We start from the raw sequence: 17553 nt of genomic DNA on the forward strand, positions 1-17553 counted from the left end.
GGGCACGACTTAGTCGACGCTGTTGGTGGAATCGAACTGGACATCGCCAAGTGGAATATTGGGCGCATAATTTCGAGAGGAGCGCATTAGGGTAACTGAAGAATGCAAGCCGAAATCAGAGTGATGCCGATGGACGACGAAGCGAGAGCGGAACTGCTCACCTTCCTGGTGGTAGGGCAGCTTTTTGCACTTGCCCGTAGTGGGACATGGCTCCGGACAGATCATTTGATTGAGTCCTCGCAGATCTGGATGAGTTCGAACAGCGTTCAATGCGACTGGTTCGAAAGGGCCAAGTTGGTGACGGCCTCCCGAGAATTGGCCGAGCGGGCGAGCACGTGGCCCTTTCCCAAGGACGAAGCTGACCTTCTTCGACTCTTCAATCTAAAGACGGGGTGGTTTCTGGACTACCGGTCGCATGTGGTCCAGAGGCTGCACGCGTTTTGCGCGGAGCATTTGGCTCAACGCGGTTGAGTCGCCGATTCAATATACGCCTATCCCCGTGCGAATCGAACGACTGCTTGCTGCATGTCTGGGTCGTTTGAATGTCGTGGCCGCGGCGTTCTGGAGCGACCGATACTGGCCGACCGCCGCCCCACGCGGTCGCCCGTAATCGACCCCAACCTGTCCTTCAGCCTCTCTAAGTTCTGCGGCCGCTTTGAGATCGAAAACAGCCTCTGAAATTGCTGGCCAGATGCGCGTCAGGATTCCAGATATCTTGCTATAAAGCTTTGACCCTGGATGCGGGCAGCCTCAAGCGAGAGTGCATAGGGCGAGGGTCAATCACGCAGTTTCTGATTTCGAAACAATCGAGCAGCCCGTGAACGTAAATGTGTTCGCACATGGTCGATGTAGTCGACAGACCGTTACGCCTTGAAGTTGGCACGTTAGAAGTCTTTCCCAGAGGACTATGACAATGGCACTTTCGCGTAGGGATTTTCACCGTGTGAGTATGGCAGTAGTCGCAGGCTTTGCAGCCGGCGGAAACAGCCCGAACGTCGCGGCCGACGAGGCGCCGAAGCCTCTGGCGTCGGGAGCGGGGAGTCCCATGGAGCCGCTGGGCGGCCAACCTCCTGCGGGCTCGACTGTCTCGATCAACGACTTCGAGTACCAGATCAAATATCAGCGCGCGTTCGAAGCGGTTCTCTGGAACATGCCCGCAATCGCCATCTACAGCTTCCGGCGGGCGGCCTTCGACAATCTGGGTGTCAAGGACAACGACATCATTTCCTATTCAGCGCCGGCTACGCCGAAGCTCGAAGCAATCACAGCCAATAGTACGACACCATACATCACGGCATTTACCGATCTGCGAAAAGGGCCCGTAGTGCTGGAGGTTCCCACCGCCGGCGCCGACGGGAGCGTCTACGGACAGGTCGTTGATGCCTGGCAGTTTACGATCGCGGACGTTGGGCCTTCTGGGCTCGACAAGGGCAAAGGTGCGAAGTTTCTTTTCACTGCGCCGGGCTACAAAGGCTCCGTTCCCAAGGGCTATCTCCATGTCGCCTCGCCAAACTTCAGGATCGCACTGGCATTCCGCTCCGTTCGTGCACCCGGCAAGAGTACAACGGACGCTTATCACTATGCCCAGCGGCTACGAATGTACTATCTGTCGGAAGCCGCGAATCCGCCGAAGCAACGCTTCATCGATCCCATCCACGATCGCTATCCAACGCTGCCGTTTTTTGATGAGCGTCACTTCGACGACATGCACGCCATCATGAGCGTGGAGCCGGTCAATCCGCATGACAAGATCATGATGGGCATGCTCACGTCGCTGGGAATCGAAAAGGGCAAGCCTTTCGCTCCGGATGAAACGACGAAGAAGGCTATGCGCCAGGCGGCGATCGACGCGTGGTTCTACCTGCAATACTGGTACGACCATTTCCCGCAGGAAAAGCTGTTCTGGCCGGATCGGCACTATGCCTCGCTGCTTCAGGCCGACGACAACAAGACGTTCACGTTCGTCTACGACGACAGGATCGACCTGATCAATCGCGCGGCGGAGTATTTCTGGTGCACGTACATGCCACGCGTTCTGACCGACGATCCCGCCACACAGTACCTGATGGCGCTGGCGGACAACAACGGCAATCTGCTCGAGGCAGGCAAACTCTATAAGCTCGACGTGCCAGCGAAGATGCCGGTCAAGCAATTCTGGGCACTGACGGTCTATGACCGGGCCACGAACGCATTCATCTACAGCGATTCCAATCGCACGACGCTCTCTTCATACGATCTCGATTCTATGAAGAAGAATGCGGACGGCAGCGTCACGCTTTATGTCGGCCCTAACGCTCCCGAGGGCCTGGCGGCCAACTGGATACCGACATCTGGAAGGCGTCCGCTGCCTGCAATGCGTCTTTACGGCCCCACTGAAGAGATCAACAACAAGACTTTCAAAATGCCGGATTTTCAACTCGCTTGACGCATCCCGATGGACAGGGCGCTTGTCGCGACGCATCGCGAGATGGTTGGGGATCGATATCCGGCCCCACCGAGGGGCAGCATTTTCCCTGCCACAGCAGGACTGCACTTTCCGATTCGACAACGTAAAAGGAGTAACGCCGTGAAGACGTCGCAATCCGTTATCACGAGGAATCTGACTAACGCGCTGGTCGCGCTTGCCGTTGCGGGATATTGCGCTCAGGCATTAGCTCAATCACAGCAGCCAACGCCCACTCAGACTCTTGCCGCGAGCCGTGACGCGCTCGCGAATGCGCCGTTTTCTGGTGATTTTCCTACCAACGAATCGGCCGAACTGCTCCGGGACGAACTGTATTTCCAGCGGGCCGTACAGGTTTATTTGTGGTCGCTGCCCGCTATCAACATGTTCGCGATGAAAGAGGGTTCGGAGAAAATCTACGGTGCCGGATACAACGTTCTTCCGGTCTGGAAAGAACGCCTTAATGCACAAACGCAAGTCACCACGCCGAACTCTGATTGTCTTTACGCGATGGCGTACGTCAATATCGCGCAAGACGGGCCGATCGTTGTCGAGGTGCCTCCCCAGAATCAGGGCATCCTGGATGACTTCTATCAACGTCCGCTCTCCGGCCCGACGATAGGCGGGAAAACCTATACAGGGGACTTCGGATTCGCCGGGCCCGACGGCGGCAAGGGCGGCAAGTATCTGATCGTTCCGTGGAACTACAAGGGAGCCGCGCCCAAAGGTTATTATCTTTACCGTTCCCGGACCAACAATGTATTCGTCTTTTACCGTGGCTTTTTCACCGACCCGAAAAATCTCAAACCCGCTAACGCGCTGATTGCAGGCACGCGCATTTATCCGTACGGCAAAAAAGAATCTGCCAAACCAATGCAGTTTCCCGATGGATCGGCGACGCCGGCCGATATGCTGTTCCCGCATGACGGAACCTATTTCGACATGCTCGCCCGTTTTGTCGATCAGGAAACGGTCGACCCCGCGGATATGGACTGGCGCGGCATGATGGCGGCGATCGGCATTGAGAAAGGCAAGCCCTTCCAGCCCACGGCCCGGCAGCGCGAGTTGCTGGACAAGGCTGCCAAAACCGCGTTCAGGATGAGCAAGGTCGAAATCTATAACGGACTGGTGGATCAACCCGAGGCCAAATACTATCCGGACCGGCAATGGGTCAACGTGTTCGCCGGCCAGAACCCGTTGTTCCAGGCAAGCAAATCGTTCACCAACCTCGGTCAACGGGATGCGTACTTCACGACCGCTTACGCGACCAGCCCCGGCATGGTCGTCGACCTCGTTGAAAAGGGCGCGAAATATCCGTCAACCTGGCGCGATGCGGACGGTAACTTCCTGGAGGGTGGAAGCACCTATCAACTTCATCTGCCGCCCGATGTTCCTGCCGCCAACTTCTGGTCAGTCACGGTATATGACTCGATCAATGCGTCCGGATTGCAGAACGGCCAGCCCCTGCCTTCGTTGAATTCAATGGATAAGCCGGTGCAAAACGCAGACGGTACCTACGATCTTTACTTTGGCCCGAATGCGCCAGGTGGTAAGGAACGCAATTGGGTGAGGACGGTTCCAGGCAAGGGCTATTTCATCATTCTGCGTTTGTATAGCCCCAAGGAGGCGTTCTTCAAGAAGACCTGGAAGCCTGACGACCTCAAGCGCATTTCGCAATAGGAAAACAGATGTGTCAGGCAGGCCGTTCACGTCGAACTGAGTGATCGGCCGCTTCCAGAGTTGAAGCCGACCTCCCCACGACCGGCAAGCGGCATATCCGAAGGGCCGGATTTGGCCGATACCGGCAACTCCTCCTCGGTGCCACGCCTTCGCGAGCCAGCCATTGACCGCCGGATTCCCGGGTCGCATGTCTCGCGAGTGGTAACGCAATTAGTACGGTAACGGTTTCACCTTTAATACGGCCTGCGTGAGCGGGGCGAAAACGACCGGCAGCGCTCTTCGCGATCCTCGCCACCCGCTCGATCGCCTTGAGCGCGGCCTTCGATACCGAGCTCTGCCAGTAACGCGCTTTTGTCCTGCGTGCGATTTCCATCAGCCACCCACAGGAGACAAGGCGACGGCGTGGTGGCCGGCAGCTCGATCGGCCGCCCGCGCCGAACATCGTAGTGTAGTGAGCCCGCCTGGCTTGCCTTGGGGCCGAGAAGCCAGTGCTCCTCCGGACGGCTCCCCGCTGGTCAGCTCATCAGGTGAATTGAGGTTCGCTCATCGTGCGCAACAGTTCGTCAAGACAATCTTCGCTGCCAGGCGCCTGGCAAAGAAGAAAGGCGGCAAAGCGTCTCGCCTCCCTATCCTCGTTTTCCTCCGCAGGGAGACGGGTCTCCGCGTGCCGGTTGTAGGCCATGAAGGCGCTCCAAAATGAGTCGTCGAACTGCTTGACGAAAGACTGATAGAAACTCGCAGAAGTCCGGTCGATGATCGGACTAGGGCCGACCATTTCCCGCATGAAATTCCTAATGGCCTCCTCCTCCGGAAGCAGCCGCATAAATCTTTTGAGCCCATCGCCACCATCGCGTTGCTCTAACACGTAGCGAACGATATACCCTCCCCCGCTCATGTTTAGCATCTCGTACTCCATACTATCCGCCGCGTCGGCGAATATGTCTCCTGCGTCACTCAACAGCGCGATGCCCTGTGCTTTCTCTTCCGTCGAGAAGCAGTAAAAGGACGCTTCGCGGACACTGCGCGCGACAAAATCCACTGCAAATGCGCGAAGACTCGTCCCGAGTGGCGCACTTCGGAGGTTGCTGACCGTATCGCTAAAGTTGACAGGTTCTTTTGAGTCATCGTTACTTCGTACCAGCCAGTTTGAATAGGGATTTCTCGCGGCCTCATCGAGTCCGGCGATGAGCGCAGCATTTAAGGATCGGCAAATATCGACACACGTCTTGGCCACTTCACTTGTGTCCAACCACGCCTCAACACACGTGTCGTATCTCTTCCCATCCTGTTGCCGCGGTTGTCTTCTGATCTGATCGACAACTTCTTGCGGAAACCTAACCTTAGGATGCGATAGAACTCGAAAAACGCGTTGCTCCCGCTCGACCACCGTGGCGTTCCTCGATTCAGCTAGAGATGCCGCCGCTACAACCTTCGCGGTTGCCCAGATGAAAGGCATCTTCGACTTCAGCTCATCATTGAATCTGGAAAACTCGCTCGACAGCGTAAAGAAAGGCTTAAGCGCCTGCTCTAGCGATTCCGTGGCGTATCTCTGATTCTCTCGTCTCTCTGCTTGGGCGCTGACGATCAGTGCAGTTTTGGCCGTTTTCAGCGACGCATATCCGAGAAAAATTGCCGCTATCGCGCCGATGAGAGACGCGGCAACGCCCAGAGTGCCCTGAAATATTGCGCCAACCGCTTGTGTCGCGCCGGTAACCGCGTCGCGATTAGAGTTCTTCACCGCAGCGGCAATTGTGATTCTTGAACTGATCAGATCCCAATGCTGAATTAGTGCATAAAATACCCCGCCAACGGCAATCAAAAATCCCAATGCCGCAAGAAAGAACAGAATTTGAAGCCACCATTGAATTCTAATTTTCATCTGAAAGTCGCCAAGTTTCTCTTGGAAGCAAAATTGTTTCGACACGATCTGGCGGAGCCAGAATCAACCGACCCGAGCGCACCGACATTGTGAGAGATGGAACCCGCATGCCACCACTTTCACCCTTGCATGGCAGCGCCGCAGATGCTTTACGGCCTGGTAAGCAGGAACTTAAGGAGGTCAGACCGGGAATCGCTGGAATTGTGCGCATCTCAGCTCAAGCCGCTGGTTTGAGGCGAAATCGAGCGTCCGGGCGTGTAATGGCACACAATGCAGGAGGTCCAGCAGGTACCAGCGTCGTTCGAGATTCTCATTACACTTTCGGCTGCTGTTTCCGCTTCGCAGCACTCGCGGCCTTGAAACGGGCCAGACGATCAACCTTTGGCGAATGCTTCACCGGACGAGTTGCCCGGACCGCGACTGGTGTTACGCGACCTTTACTGCTTTTTCGTCCGTGCACTGCATGTCCGTATTTACCGATACTGTAGTCGGAGAGATGCCCCATAAGCTTCGCAGCATCCTCCAGCGAGACAGTTGGGTCCGCTTTCAAATCTGAGGCGAACTGGTTTCGAAACACGTACGGACTAATGCGTGTACGCATAGCCGGATACGTTGCCTTTCCCAGAGAAACGACGCAGTTATATAGATAGTCCGCATCGTGCGTCACAACTAGCTTGTGAATCCCGGCTTCGTTCCGTCCTTCTGTCTGAACCAAGTCAGCTAAGAAAGCGAATGCGGGGCTCTCTGCCGCACCGAGTGAATCCCGGTTGAAGACGACTTGGCGTATCGGTTGCCCTCTCTCGCGATCGCCGGCATCAACGATCTTCGCGCCCTTAACTTCGAACACCAGCGTCCCGTTTGCCCAGCCGATGGTAATCCCGGAAGCGATTTCCGCTGGGCGGCATCCAAGCAGCCAAAGGATTGCGAGAGCCCGTTGTAGCTTCGGCCTCGAAGCCCTCCATTCGGCTGAGGATGCGGTTCGCCACATGTCGTCTTGCCAGTTCGATGGCAAGTTCTTGAGGGCTCCCTTCTTTGCTTTCCCCATTCTAGAGATCTCCATACGAGTGGGTTCTACCTTGTCTACTTTCGTGCTTGTGTGGTTTCTGCATCGCTAGAAGTCTGTTCAACCCCACCCCCGAGTCGCTACGCACCTCGACCCCTGAGGGGTTGGGGCCTGTCTATTTTGAGTCGCAACACGCCATGCTTTCGCATGTCTGTGTTACGCCTCAAAACCGCCAAGCCCCCTCTTGACCGACATGAATTTCGGTCAAGAGTCCGACATGATTTCTCCCTGTGAGAAACCTACCTTTTAGGAAACTGTGCCGCAATCGACAACTAGAGAACTAGTAGGCAACAGGTCGGGCTACTCGTAGGCAACAAGAATGCAATCGAAGTAGTCCTAGAAAGCAAGGAGGCAACATGTATGGGTACAAGCCAGTAACTGCCCGCGCCACAAGTAGGCAACACACAGCAATGAAATTCCCCTAACTCACCGTGACGTTGTCCGGCCCAGTGCAGAGAATCACCTCAGAGATTGACCACGAGAGACGTTGATCCACTTAAGTCCGTGCTGACACTAAGAACATGGGATACCGCAGTGGCCGATGACGCAACGAGGGCAGCACTGAGTGTGCTGAAGGCTAAGACAAAGAGCGGGCAGCTCCGCGAACTGCTGCCGTTGATCGATATCAAGATTGCTGCGGGGGTACGCCACGAGGACATTCTGGAAATTCTCGAACGCAACGGATTGCCCATGTCATTTGAGACTTATAAAACTACGCTTTACAGAATTAGGAAGAACAAGAAGAAGCAGGTCATCTCGCCAAGTACACAAACTCCGCAACCGATTAGCGATGCCGTGCCATCTTCCGAAGCTTCTCATGAAGTCATCCATGAAACGACAACTGAAGCCTTGATCGAAATACTCGGAAGCCAATCAGCAGTCGGCGAAGGAAAATTCGCACAATACGGAAAATCACTAACCAAATCCCTTGTAAAGAAAAAGGAGTCTTAGAATGCGCGTCGCTGTCGTCAATTTCTCGGGAAACGTTGGAAAATCGACTCTCGCCCGCCATCTTCTCGCCCCGCGCTTTAACACCGAGTTGATCGCGGTCGAAACCATCAATGCAGATGAAGGCGGAGAAAATATCCGAGCCAGCCAGTTCGATGAACTTCAAGGCCACTTGCTTACCAATGACGTCGCCGTTATCGATGTCGGCGCGTCAAATATCGAGGCTTTTATTCATGCGATGAATCAATATCGTAAGTCACACGAGGATTTTGATTATTTTGTGATTCCGGTCGTTAGTGAAGTCAAACAGCAAAAGGACACGATAGCGACAATCGAGGCACTGATGACGCTCGGGATTCCACCCAAAAAAATCCGCGTTGTATTCAATAAGGTTGAAGCCACAGCTGACGTTCTGGAGGAATTTGGCCCGATCTTCGGATATGCAGAGGCAGAGAAAAAGTGCGTCGTTCGCCCTGACGCTACAGTATACGTTAACGACGTATTCGAGAAAAGCAAGGGCCTCGGCAAAACGGTGAGTGAAATCCTCATCGATCCGACGGATTACCGCGCAAAGCTGAAGGAGTCGAAAGACGAAGACGAACGTGAATCGTGTGTCCAGATGATTCTCGCCAAGCGCCTAGCAGAATCTGCAGGCGAGAATTTGGATGCCGTTTTCAAGGTACTCTTCAAGTAACAGGACCCTGCCATGCCGGCTCTGGATAAAGACCTCAGTCCGAGAGAGGCAATCAATCGGACTCGCGAAGCCATGTTGGCTCAGCAATTTGAGGAAATTGACCGCTTGACTGAGCGTCTGGAGGGCGTCGCGCTTCTCATCCAAAAAAATCAAGCTGCACTTCTCGATGCCGCAGACAAACTCGCGGCCGAAGCGCTTACACCCGTCGCTCATATGGCGAAAGTTTTTGACGCACTGGAAAAGGCCGGAAACATAGTCGGTAGCGTCGCCAAATGCAATTTCAAACCGACCGCACCGGGACGAATTTCCGTCGATCAACCATCTAGAAAGCCGACGACGATCCAGCCAAACAGTATCAATTGGATAACTGTCGCCGTTGCAATTGCAGCGGCGATTATTAGCTGTATTTTTTTCGCCCTAATATTTCACTGACGACATAGATCGATTTGGTCAAACATATTAACAGGACTACGTATTTTAAACTAGTTCGCTATCACCCCCGCTTGGCGTGGTCAAAACATCAACCGAGATGCATAACATGCGCGCACTTAAATACGTTCACGCGATCCCTCGCCTCAAGGGGCGACCCCGTCGCAATCCCGATTACAAGCTCGGCCTCACATTAACGGCAGAAATCACCATCGTTCAAATGCTCATCGCAGTTTGGATTATGCGTGCGCTTGAACTGCCGCACAACTCGGTGACGTACTGGAACATCGTGTTCTGGGAAAGCATCGTCGGCGGTCTCTTTCTGTTGTCCTGGGTCACGTTCATCCAGATGCTCATCAGCGAACTTCGCCCTCTAGTCGAATTTAGGATCGCTCAATGAAAGAGAACGACAAACAGCAAAACAACGAACAAAACGCACGTTCCAAGCTGACCCTTGTCAAGAAGGTTGGAAAAGCCGTCGCGCTCAACATGATCCCAGGCTACCCGCTCGTTGGAGCCATCAAAAGCTTTCGTGAAACGACGACTCCAGGCGCAATCGTCATTGCGGATCTCGCGAAGCGGCTGCCACAGAAGCGGAAGGGAAAACGTGTGCGCACCTGGAACCAGGCGTTCGCAGCACGTCCCGCCGACGCACTCCCTCTACGCGAGATTGAGCGCCTCAACACGCGTGCGAAGCACGTTTTCATGGTGCTTGGCTTTCTCGGCCTGTGTTCCAATCTTGGCTGTGCGGTCAATCTCAACAGGGCAGGTCTTTTGAGTGGTGGCCTCTTTGTACTTGTCTGTCTCATGCAGATTTTTAAATTTGAATTGCGGCTGCGCCAGATGGAGACCGGGCCGCAGAACCCGGATCAGCCGCTAATGTCGCCTCGAGAGTTTCTGCGTGGCCGTGGGTTCGTAAAGCACTTCTTCAATCCCCGTATTGACTGGAAATGATCATGCGCAAACGTCATTTCCTACGGACTGCGAGCGTTGTGCTAGCGCTGCTGGGCTCAACCCAGCTCGCGCGCGCACAATCCACCGAATCCGTCGGCTCGATCACGAGCGCCGCGAACAGCGGCACCGATCAGTCGATGGCGCTGCTGAAAAGCGTGTTCGGCGGCGTCATCTCGAATCCGATTAATGGCGGTGGGTCGGCTTCCGCCATCGGCCAGGTGTTCGCTACCTTGAACGCCTGCATTCTCGTCGTCGGAGCATTGTGGGCCTGCTACCTCTTTGTTGCCGCCATGATCGCGACGGGCTCAGAAGGAGAGTTCATGGGCCAGAAACGTTCGTCGATCTGGTTCACAATCCGCAACGGGGTGGGCTTCTCACTCCTTGTTCCTCTTCCGCTCGGCTACTCGGGCGCGCAGCTCCTCATGTTGTGGGCAACGATGATGGGCATCGGCATCGCCAATCTCGATGTTGCGACCGCAACTTCGGTGCTGGCAAACGGTGGCGCGCTTATCGCGAGTCCCCCTGCGCCACAGGTAACGAATCTCGCAAAGTCGATGTTCGAGGCGAACTTGTGCGCGCAGTCCGCGAACCTTGCGGCGAATAGCCTGACTGGCGATACCGGAGGCGTAACAGCCGATGCCGGGGAGCAGTTCAACACACAGTCCACCACGGGTCAGGTGGTGTTGATGAACGGCAATGGGTTGTCGTGTGGAGGCGCATCGGTCAGCCTGACGTTGAACTCGAACATCACCGGCGACTCCGTCTCAACTTCCGGGTTCACGGCGATCGTGCCGGATGTATCCGGCGTGGTATCGACGATGCAATCCGCACAGCAGAGCGCACTGAGCTCGATGCAGGCCACATTGCAAAGCGCAGCGGCGACGTACGTCCAGGCGGTCGCATCCGGAAGTCACCCGGCAGACCCCCAGATAACGATCAACAATGCGGCGCAGGCGTATCAGCAGTCGATACAGGGGGCTATCGCTGGCGCATCCAGTTCCATTAGCGGTTTGTCGAGTCAGATCCAGTCCAGTTTGTCGCAAAACGGCTGGATCATGTTGGGTTCGTGGTACCAGACGTTCGCGATGGCGAACACTCAACTCACCAGCTCGACATCGACCGCGGCGACCGCGATCCCACCCACGGATCCAGCAAACCTGCCGTACCCGGATCTGTATAACAACGTGCTTGTGACATACCACCACCAGCTGGCGCAGGACGCCTCGACGACGGTCGCCGGTAGTTCCTCGTCAAGCTCGGGTTCGACTAACCTGTCGTCAATATCGAGCGATCCGGGACACGTTCTTTCCGGGCTCTTCCCTGGCCAGCGGTTGGTCAATCTGGTCACAACCTCGATTCAGAATATCGGCACCGGGACCGGAACCAATCCGCTGATCGGGATGAAGAATGTCGGGGACTACATTCTCGACGCCGGCGATGTAATGCTCGCGGCCTACGTCGCCAATTCTGCATTCGAGGGTGCAACTGGTTCGGGAATCGGTTGGGTCGCGGATAAGGCGCTGGACGTAGTGACGCTTGGTGCGTCGGATTCCGTAAAGGGCGCACTTCAGCAGGTGATCAAGGACCTGTCGCCGATCATCATGCTGCTGCTATTGAGCCTGTTCTTCTTCGGGGTAATGCTGTCTGTCTATCTGCCGATGCTGCCGTTCATGATCTGGTTTGGTGGCATCCTGAGCTGGTTCGCAGTCGTATGTGAGGCCGTCATCGCAGCTCCGTTGTGGGCCTTTGCGCACCTCGACGGCGAAGGTGAGGGTATGGGGCCGCGAACTTTGTACGGCTATGTCTTCCTGTTGAACCTGATGCTCCGCCCGGCGTTTATGGTGATCGGTTTCCTGATCGCGAGTATCGGGATCGTGGCTTTCGGCACGCTTCTGAACTCTCTGTTCGGAACCGCGTTGGCAAATGCGCAATTCAATAGCACTACCGGAATCGTGAGTATCATCGCTTACATCGCGCTCTACGTCGGCATGTGCCAGTCGCTTTGCCAAGCTCTTTTCGGAATGGTGAATCATCTACCGAACACCGTTTTTGCATGGTTGGGCGCATCGATGGGCAACACGGTCGGGCATGACATGCACGACAAGTCACATGGGCACCTTGGCGCGGCGAGCGGCACGACCCGCGGCCATGTCGATCGCGCCCTTGGACGCGCGGGCGGCGACACTTCCGCTTCACCTGGTGGCGATAGGATCGGTCCTGCCGGAAGTGATAGGCCGCTCGGATAGTCTCACAACGAACACAGCCCGCTAAGCGGGCTTTGTTCGTTACTCGTAGCAATCACGGCCTAGGTTTTCCGTACGTCCCGTAGGCCGTATCAATGATTTTTTGCCGGTTCTCCTGAACTGTCAGGTAGTGATTCGGGTCGAGTTTGGCAAGCTCAGTGAGCGCAACATTCTTGAGGGTCGTCATCGCCTCAAGACCTGCTTTCGCGTTCACCAGTTGCTGCTCAAGCTGGCGCGCGTAGTTTTGCCAGCTATCGGCCGTCTTCGCGTTACGCTCGGCAAGCCCCAAGGTGTAGCCATCGATGGTCATTTTCGGGTCCCCTCAGATAAGCCCGGCAGGCGGCTTCATTGCCGGCACGTGCCGATAGTACGTCGCCCGTTAGCGACTTTCGGGCGCGTTCGTCTGGTTCGCAGAAGGCTGCATGTCCTCGCTCACTAGTTACACGATTTCGTCCTTACGCACCGCGGCGAAGGCTTACTATGTCGCCTACAGTCCACCTGCCCGAACCGAGCGTGCAGCATTGCTGCGCGACTCGATGGCATGGGCGGGCGCACCGCTCGTAACCTTGGCATTGTACGCTTGCCGCTGAGTGGGACCGACTTACATCGCAATTATCTACTTTCGTCAAATTATCTAGGAATCCAAATAATGCGACGAGTCATCCACCAGTATTGAAATCTTCTTCTCAATCCTTCGTGACTAAGCGCATCTCCACCCACGATTGGCAACACGGCCTATTGCCTGATGAACAGCACAAAAGAAGCATCTCTTTTTCAGTCTGACGCAGAACCAGAGTGCGTGCACGCCGCAATTCAGACTGTCTTCGAAGCGGACGCGAAGGCCGGTTGGCCTGATAGCCACGACTGAAGAACTAATATCATTAAAAATCAACGGCTTTGGAATCTAAAGATCCACATATGGTACGCCAATGGACGCGAAGCCTTCTCGTAAAAACAAAAGCCTCTTCCCACGGCGAGACCCGAAGACTCGTCGGATTATTTTCACTAAGTAACTGATTTCATCGAAGTCAAAAATTTTGACAAAGTCAGAATAGACTTCGAAAAACGGAATGCGGTTGGTCAACCAACGACCGATGTTGCTCGTACACTCCGATGTCTGCGAGATTGATGCTCGCTCGGAGAACCCCGATTTCTCTTTGCCGGCCGCCCTCGAAGCTAACACCCGGAGCCGCCCCTGAACGATATGAACTCGTCCCGTCAGCAACTCCTCCGTTGCAGCTTCGTCTTGAGGCACCGCGTACGCGGCTTGGAGGATTTTGCCGACGGTGGATTCACACCTACAATCAAGCGAGCCCAACATGAAGCTGCAATCGCATCTGAGAGGCATCCGGCGGGGTGTAAGGCAGGTTTACATCTGACTTGTGGTAACAGCCTGTGGAGCTTGTGGGCAGTTGCCGACCTGTTGGCAAGGTGGGGCAACTCGAAAAGTTGTCCCGGCTTGTCACCAGGGGAGCGCGTAGCGCTCAGGCGGGCACCACGCACAGCGTGGCTGTCCACAAATCCATAGGCGTCTTGCAGTCGCTTCTCGGAGGCCACAATCAAGACAGTCTCCTTGGCGCGCGCCGAGCCGCGCTGAGCTGGAGTTCGATGTGCTGCTCACGCGTAGGCACCATCTGGTTTACATCTGTGTTTACATCTGTGTTTACTAGGGATTTGCCCTCGGGGGCCAATCCATTCGCCCTAGTCAGCGAATCCATTTGCCCCTGACGGCAGACCGATTTGCCTTTGACGGCATGTCCATTTGCCCCAGAGGGCAAATCGGTGGCGACGGGCTCTAGATCGAGATAACGGGTTTCGTCGGCGAAGGCATACCACGTCCGGCGGTCATATTTGTTTTCATGGAAGTGCCCGGTCAGCAAGACGTTCTTCTCGACCAGTTTCTCCAACGCCCCCCGAATTTGCTTCAGCGTCAGATACGGAAACTGCTTCTCAAATGCTTTCAGACTGTTATAGGTCCACCAACGTTCATCGTGGAAATTCACCTTGTTGGCTCGGTTGTGCTCGATCCAAAAGGAGAGGTGATTGATCAAGACAGCTGCAATAACACCGTGCTCTGTTGCAATGGCGGGCGAGAATGAGTGAGGTTTCGGATCTCGCGCCATCACTCAACCTGCTGCATGCCGTCAAGCCAAGCGCGGACATCGCCAGCGCGCCATCTCACACAGCGTTTTTCACGGACAACCGGGCGCGGAATCTTGCCGACCCGTAGGCGGAAATCGAGTGATTGACGACTGACGCACAGGAGCGCCGCGAGCTCATCTGCAGTTATCAGGGCGGAGGCATCCAGCTCTCCAAAAACGGCACGAAAATCTCTCTCGCTACATTGATGCGCTTCGCGCTGACCGATAGAACGTTGCGCCGACCATTTGGCCTCTTGCATTTGCTGACCCCTTCTCACCCTTGCGAAGTGGTCCCAAGGTACGTAGGATTGCTTCATTGTGCGAGGTGAATTAAGGGAATTTCATTATGGGTCGACCAACCGGTGGCAAACGGCGCTCGAAAGAGGATGTCCAAGAAGCTATGGTCGCCAAAAGGCTTGGATTGCGCCGTCCGGAACCTTGGCGAAGTCGAGCAGCAAAGACGAACGCTGTTAAGGCAACTCAAAGTGTGGTGCGCGCAATCCTCGCCAAAGAACCCAATCCCTTAAAGCTGCAGCTGCTAGGGATCTTTCCTGGTTGGTTCCACAACAATCTATCTGAGTACGTGCGTGGCGGTCAGGCCATGGACCAGCCACATCGTCTCGAAATCGTGTTGCGAGGGTATAAGCAGAAGTTTTTGAGCCGTGACCAGCTCCGAGACTTGGGCTGCATTGTCCTGGCCGATGACGAATCGATGGCAGGTGCTATCGACGTAGCAGTTGACAAATATGCTAAGGCGCGCGAGCGTGCAAAGAGAACATTCGACAATGGTGTCGATCGATTGCTAAAAGGCTTCATGCCAGTTAAAGCAAGGCCGATTGGTGCAGTTGGTCGAGCGTCCGCGATACCTAGGGCTCCCAGGCACGCTGCCGAAATGGAAGGTAACTACACTTCCTGGGTTGCGAAAATTGAGAAGCTTGGGGGGCGCGTCACGACCGACACTTGGACCCCAGCTTGGTATGAGGCCTTTGAAGCGGCAGAACAGAAATCCATTGAAGACGCTTGGGACGCGCAATGGGCGGCCATGTCAGAGTGGCAGCGTGAAATCGAGGAAGCCCACCTTGAGCAATTGCTTTGTGATCCATGGGCTGACGAGGATGAAGCCGGACGCAATGGCGTCTGCCAATCGGCTCCGATTCCCGCTTGGCACCCGTACAAGGTCCGTCGTTTGAAGCTATGGTTTGGCGGCCGAGAGTGGTCTCCGTGGCCTCGCGCAATCGAAGACGATTGGTGGGCACCAGTCGGTGGTGACGATTGGAGTGAATTCCTCGATGGCCATGACACTCGATTAGAGGCAAGATATCTGGCCGCAATCGAAATCGAAAAGGCCAGAACGGTATCACCACCTGGCGGCCCTGGAGCTTTGCCGAACTGAGATCATCTATTGACCGATCGAAATTTCCTTAACTCGCGATGACGCCAATCGGTCCAACGCAGAGAATCACCCCAGATTCACCATGAGGCGCGCTGATCCACTTCGATCCGCGTTGACATCGATAATCTGGGGTTCAACGTGTCACCGAAACTGCATCGCATCAACGTCGCGGCGGGCTTGCTGGGCGTATCCCGTCCAACAATTTATCGGCTCGTTCGGGCTGGCCGCTTGACGCTCGTAAAAATCAGTCGAAATGCATCTGGCATTACCGACGTGAGCCTTCAAGAGTTTCTGCTTCAGAACACGCGGCATGTAGATGATCGAGGTGCTGCATGAGCGAGCATCTGATGGCTCCGGCCGACCTTGAGCGCGTAACCGGGTACAAACGTAAGGCCGAGCAGTTTTCCTGGTTCCGGCGCACCTTTGGCATCGAGCCGATCACCGCAGCCAACGGCGCTATCATCATGTCGTGGGCCATTTTTGATTCCCTCCAAGCGCGCAAAAGTGGCCTGTCTTCCGACACTACGATGCGCGAGCGCCCCGCACTTCGACCTGTACATGCATGAACGCGAAACGATCCACCCCCGCGCGACGTGTATATGTGCGCGGCGCGAGCTAATACTGGGTGCAGCCTTACACGGAAAAGTGGATTCGGCTGTGCAAGATCGCAGACGGCGAAGTTCGGATGCACGAGCGCCTCGCACAGGAAAAGGCCAAGTCCGAGACGCCAGCCGGCGCCGGAAACGTGCCGCACCTGGTCGATAAGTACGTCGCCGCGCATGAGAAAGACCACAAGGAGAAGTCCTGGCCAAGCTATGGACGATACGTAAAGCGCGGATTCGCCGACGTCAACATTGAGCACATGGACGTGCCGTACGTACGGCAGTTCCTCCGCGACAACTGGAAGGACAAGCCGCACATGCAACGCGTGATGCGTGCGTTCCTATCTGGCTTCTTTGACTGGTGTATCGACCGACGTCATATCGGCACGAACCCGTGTCGCGACGTGAAGCTGAAGAAACCGAAGCCGCGGCGCACGCTGATCGCCGACGAGCACTTCGCGGCTATCCGCGAGGCCATGCTCACGACAAGCTATGTGCGAGAGGGAAAGGAAGTAACTGCCGAAGTACCGACCGGGCCGATGATGCAATGTTTCGTCGATCTATGTTACTTGACGGCGCAACGCTCGACCGAAATCCGCAATCTGCGCTGGGCGGCCGAACCGAAGAACGACGAGTGCTCATGGGTGGATCGCCTCACCGGCGTGATCCATTTCCGTCCGTCGAAGACGGAAGATTCAAGCGGGCTCGCGGTAGACGTAGTGATCACGCCGGAAATCGACTTGGTCCTGAAGCGCGCGAAGGCAATTGGCGTGGTGAAGAGCATGTACGTGATTCACACCCAGAAGGGGAAAACGTACGCTGCGAACACCGTGCTAAAAGCGTGGAAAGTTGCGAAAGGCCGGGCGAAGCTCGCCGACGTTCCCTATACGGTGAAGGACATCCGCGCGAAAGCGCTCACCGATGCGAAAAATGCGGGGTACGACATCGAGGCGCTAAAGGATCACGCAGCGCACACGAATGAGGGGCAGACAGCTGATTACATCAAGTCCAGGCACATTCCACGAAGTGAAGTGAGACTTCACATTCCGAAAGCAAGTGCCGCTTGAGATGCTGCTGTCAGGAA

At 55.5% G+C, this 17553-nt stretch carries 18 protein-coding genes; 13 read left to right on the forward strand and 5 right to left on the reverse strand.

Features of this window, described 5'->3' with window-relative positions; all coding sequences use genetic code 11:
• Positions 1–102: 102 nt before the first annotated feature.
• The 3 genes from FAZ97_RS09305 (at position 103) to FAZ97_RS09315 (ending at position 4123) form a co-directional block, all read left to right on the forward strand.
• A complete protein-coding gene (locus FAZ97_RS09305; protein ID WP_158758187.1) occupies positions 103–471 on the forward strand; it encodes a hypothetical protein in 369 nt (122 codons plus the stop codon).
• Between the two features lie 478 nt (positions 472–949).
• Positions 950–2425 (forward strand): DUF1254 domain-containing protein, encoded by a 1476-nt coding sequence (locus FAZ97_RS09310; protein WP_199272049.1) that lies wholly within the window; start codon positions 950–952, stop codon positions 2423–2425.
• Positions 2426–2566: 141 nt separating this feature from the next.
• Positions 2567–4123, forward strand: coding sequence for a DUF1254 domain-containing protein (locus FAZ97_RS09315; RefSeq protein WP_233271559.1), 1557 nt, complete (start codon positions 2567–2569; stop codon positions 4121–4123).
• A 523-nt stretch (positions 4124–4646) separates the two neighbouring features.
• Here FAZ97_RS09315 and FAZ97_RS09320 read toward each other — a convergent pair.
• Positions 4647–6002: a hypothetical protein gene (locus FAZ97_RS09320; protein ID WP_158758189.1), complete on the reverse strand. Its 1356-nt coding sequence runs from the start codon at positions 6000–6002 to the stop codon at positions 4647–4649.
• A 313-nt stretch (positions 6003–6315) separates the two neighbouring features.
• Complete coding sequence (locus FAZ97_RS09325; protein ID WP_158758190.1) at positions 6316–7047, reverse strand: site-specific integrase; 732 nt, start codon at positions 7045–7047, stop codon at positions 6316–6318.
• Positions 7048–7599: 552 nt separating this feature from the next.
• On the opposite strand from FAZ97_RS09325, the gene FAZ97_RS09330 reads away from it, so the two are divergent.
• The 6 genes from FAZ97_RS09330 to FAZ97_RS09355 all read left to right on the forward strand — a co-directional run bounded on the left by FAZ97_RS09330 (position 7600) and on the right by FAZ97_RS09355 (position 12336).
• A complete protein-coding gene (locus FAZ97_RS09330; protein ID WP_158758191.1) occupies positions 7600–8016 on the forward strand; it encodes a hypothetical protein in 417 nt (138 codons plus the stop codon).
• A gap of 1 nt (position 8017) precedes the next feature.
• Positions 8018–8707, forward strand: a complete 690-nt coding sequence (gene stbB / locus FAZ97_RS09335; protein WP_158758192.1) for a StbB family protein — start codon at positions 8018–8020, stop codon at positions 8705–8707.
• A gap of 12 nt (positions 8708–8719) precedes the next feature.
• The gene (locus FAZ97_RS09340; RefSeq protein WP_158758193.1) at positions 8720–9139 is read left to right on the forward strand and encodes a hypothetical protein; all 420 of its coding nucleotides are present in this window, start codon (positions 8720–8722) and stop codon (positions 9137–9139) included.
• Between the two features lie 106 nt (positions 9140–9245).
• On the forward strand, positions 9246–9536 hold the full coding sequence (locus FAZ97_RS09345) for a hypothetical protein (protein WP_158758194.1): 291 nt from the start codon (positions 9246–9248) through the stop codon (positions 9534–9536).
• Positions 9533–10090, forward strand: a complete 558-nt coding sequence (locus tag FAZ97_RS09350) for a hypothetical protein (protein ID WP_158758195.1) — start codon at positions 9533–9535, stop codon at positions 10088–10090. Before FAZ97_RS09345 ends, FAZ97_RS09350 begins: the two co-directional genes overlap by 4 nt.
• A 2-nt stretch (positions 10091–10092) precedes the next feature.
• Positions 10093–12336, forward strand: a complete 2244-nt coding sequence (locus FAZ97_RS09355; protein WP_158758196.1) for a DotA/TraY family protein — start codon at positions 10093–10095, stop codon at positions 12334–12336.
• A 52-nt stretch (positions 12337–12388) separates the two neighbouring features.
• Here FAZ97_RS09355 and FAZ97_RS09360 read toward each other — a convergent pair whose 3' ends face one another.
• The 3 genes from FAZ97_RS09360 to FAZ97_RS09370 form a co-directional block, all read right to left on the reverse strand.
• On the reverse strand, positions 12389–12643 hold the full coding sequence (locus tag FAZ97_RS09360; RefSeq protein ID WP_158758197.1) for a hypothetical protein: 255 nt from the start codon (positions 12641–12643) through the stop codon (positions 12389–12391).
• A gap of 1249 nt (positions 12644–13892) precedes the next feature.
• Positions 13893–14456: a hypothetical protein gene (locus tag FAZ97_RS09365; RefSeq protein WP_158758198.1), complete on the reverse strand. Its 564-nt coding sequence runs from the start codon at positions 14454–14456 to the stop codon at positions 13893–13895.
• The gene (locus FAZ97_RS09370; RefSeq protein WP_158758199.1) at positions 14456–14734 is read right to left on the reverse strand and encodes a helix-turn-helix transcriptional regulator; all 279 of its coding nucleotides are present in this window, start codon (positions 14732–14734) and stop codon (positions 14456–14458) included. Before FAZ97_RS09370 ends, FAZ97_RS09365 begins: the two co-directional genes overlap by 1 nt.
• Before the next feature lie 86 nt (positions 14735–14820).
• On the opposite strand from FAZ97_RS09370, the gene FAZ97_RS09375 reads away from it, so the two are divergent.
• The 4 genes from FAZ97_RS09375 to FAZ97_RS09390 all read left to right on the forward strand — a co-directional run bounded on the left by FAZ97_RS09375 (position 14821) and on the right by FAZ97_RS09390 (position 17536).
• Positions 14821–15867, forward strand: coding sequence for a hypothetical protein (locus FAZ97_RS09375; RefSeq protein WP_158758200.1), 1047 nt, complete (start codon positions 14821–14823; stop codon positions 15865–15867).
• A gap of 138 nt (positions 15868–16005) precedes the next feature.
• Positions 16006–16203, forward strand: coding sequence for a helix-turn-helix transcriptional regulator (locus FAZ97_RS09380; RefSeq protein ID WP_233271560.1), 198 nt, complete (start codon positions 16006–16008; stop codon positions 16201–16203).
• Complete coding sequence (locus FAZ97_RS09385) at positions 16200–16433, forward strand: DUF4224 domain-containing protein (protein ID WP_158758201.1); 234 nt, start codon at positions 16200–16202, stop codon at positions 16431–16433. The genes FAZ97_RS09380 and FAZ97_RS09385 overlap by 4 nt, the downstream gene beginning before the upstream one ends.
• 119 nt (positions 16434–16552) lie before the next feature.
• On the forward strand, positions 16553–17536 hold the full coding sequence (locus tag FAZ97_RS09390; protein WP_233271561.1) for a tyrosine-type recombinase/integrase: 984 nt from the start codon (positions 16553–16555) through the stop codon (positions 17534–17536).
• Positions 17537–17553 lie beyond the last annotated feature (17 nt).

The organism is Paraburkholderia acidiphila, assembly GCF_009789655.1.
GTDB classification, from domain to species: Bacteria; Pseudomonadota; Gammaproteobacteria; order Burkholderiales; family Burkholderiaceae; genus Paraburkholderia; species Paraburkholderia acidiphila.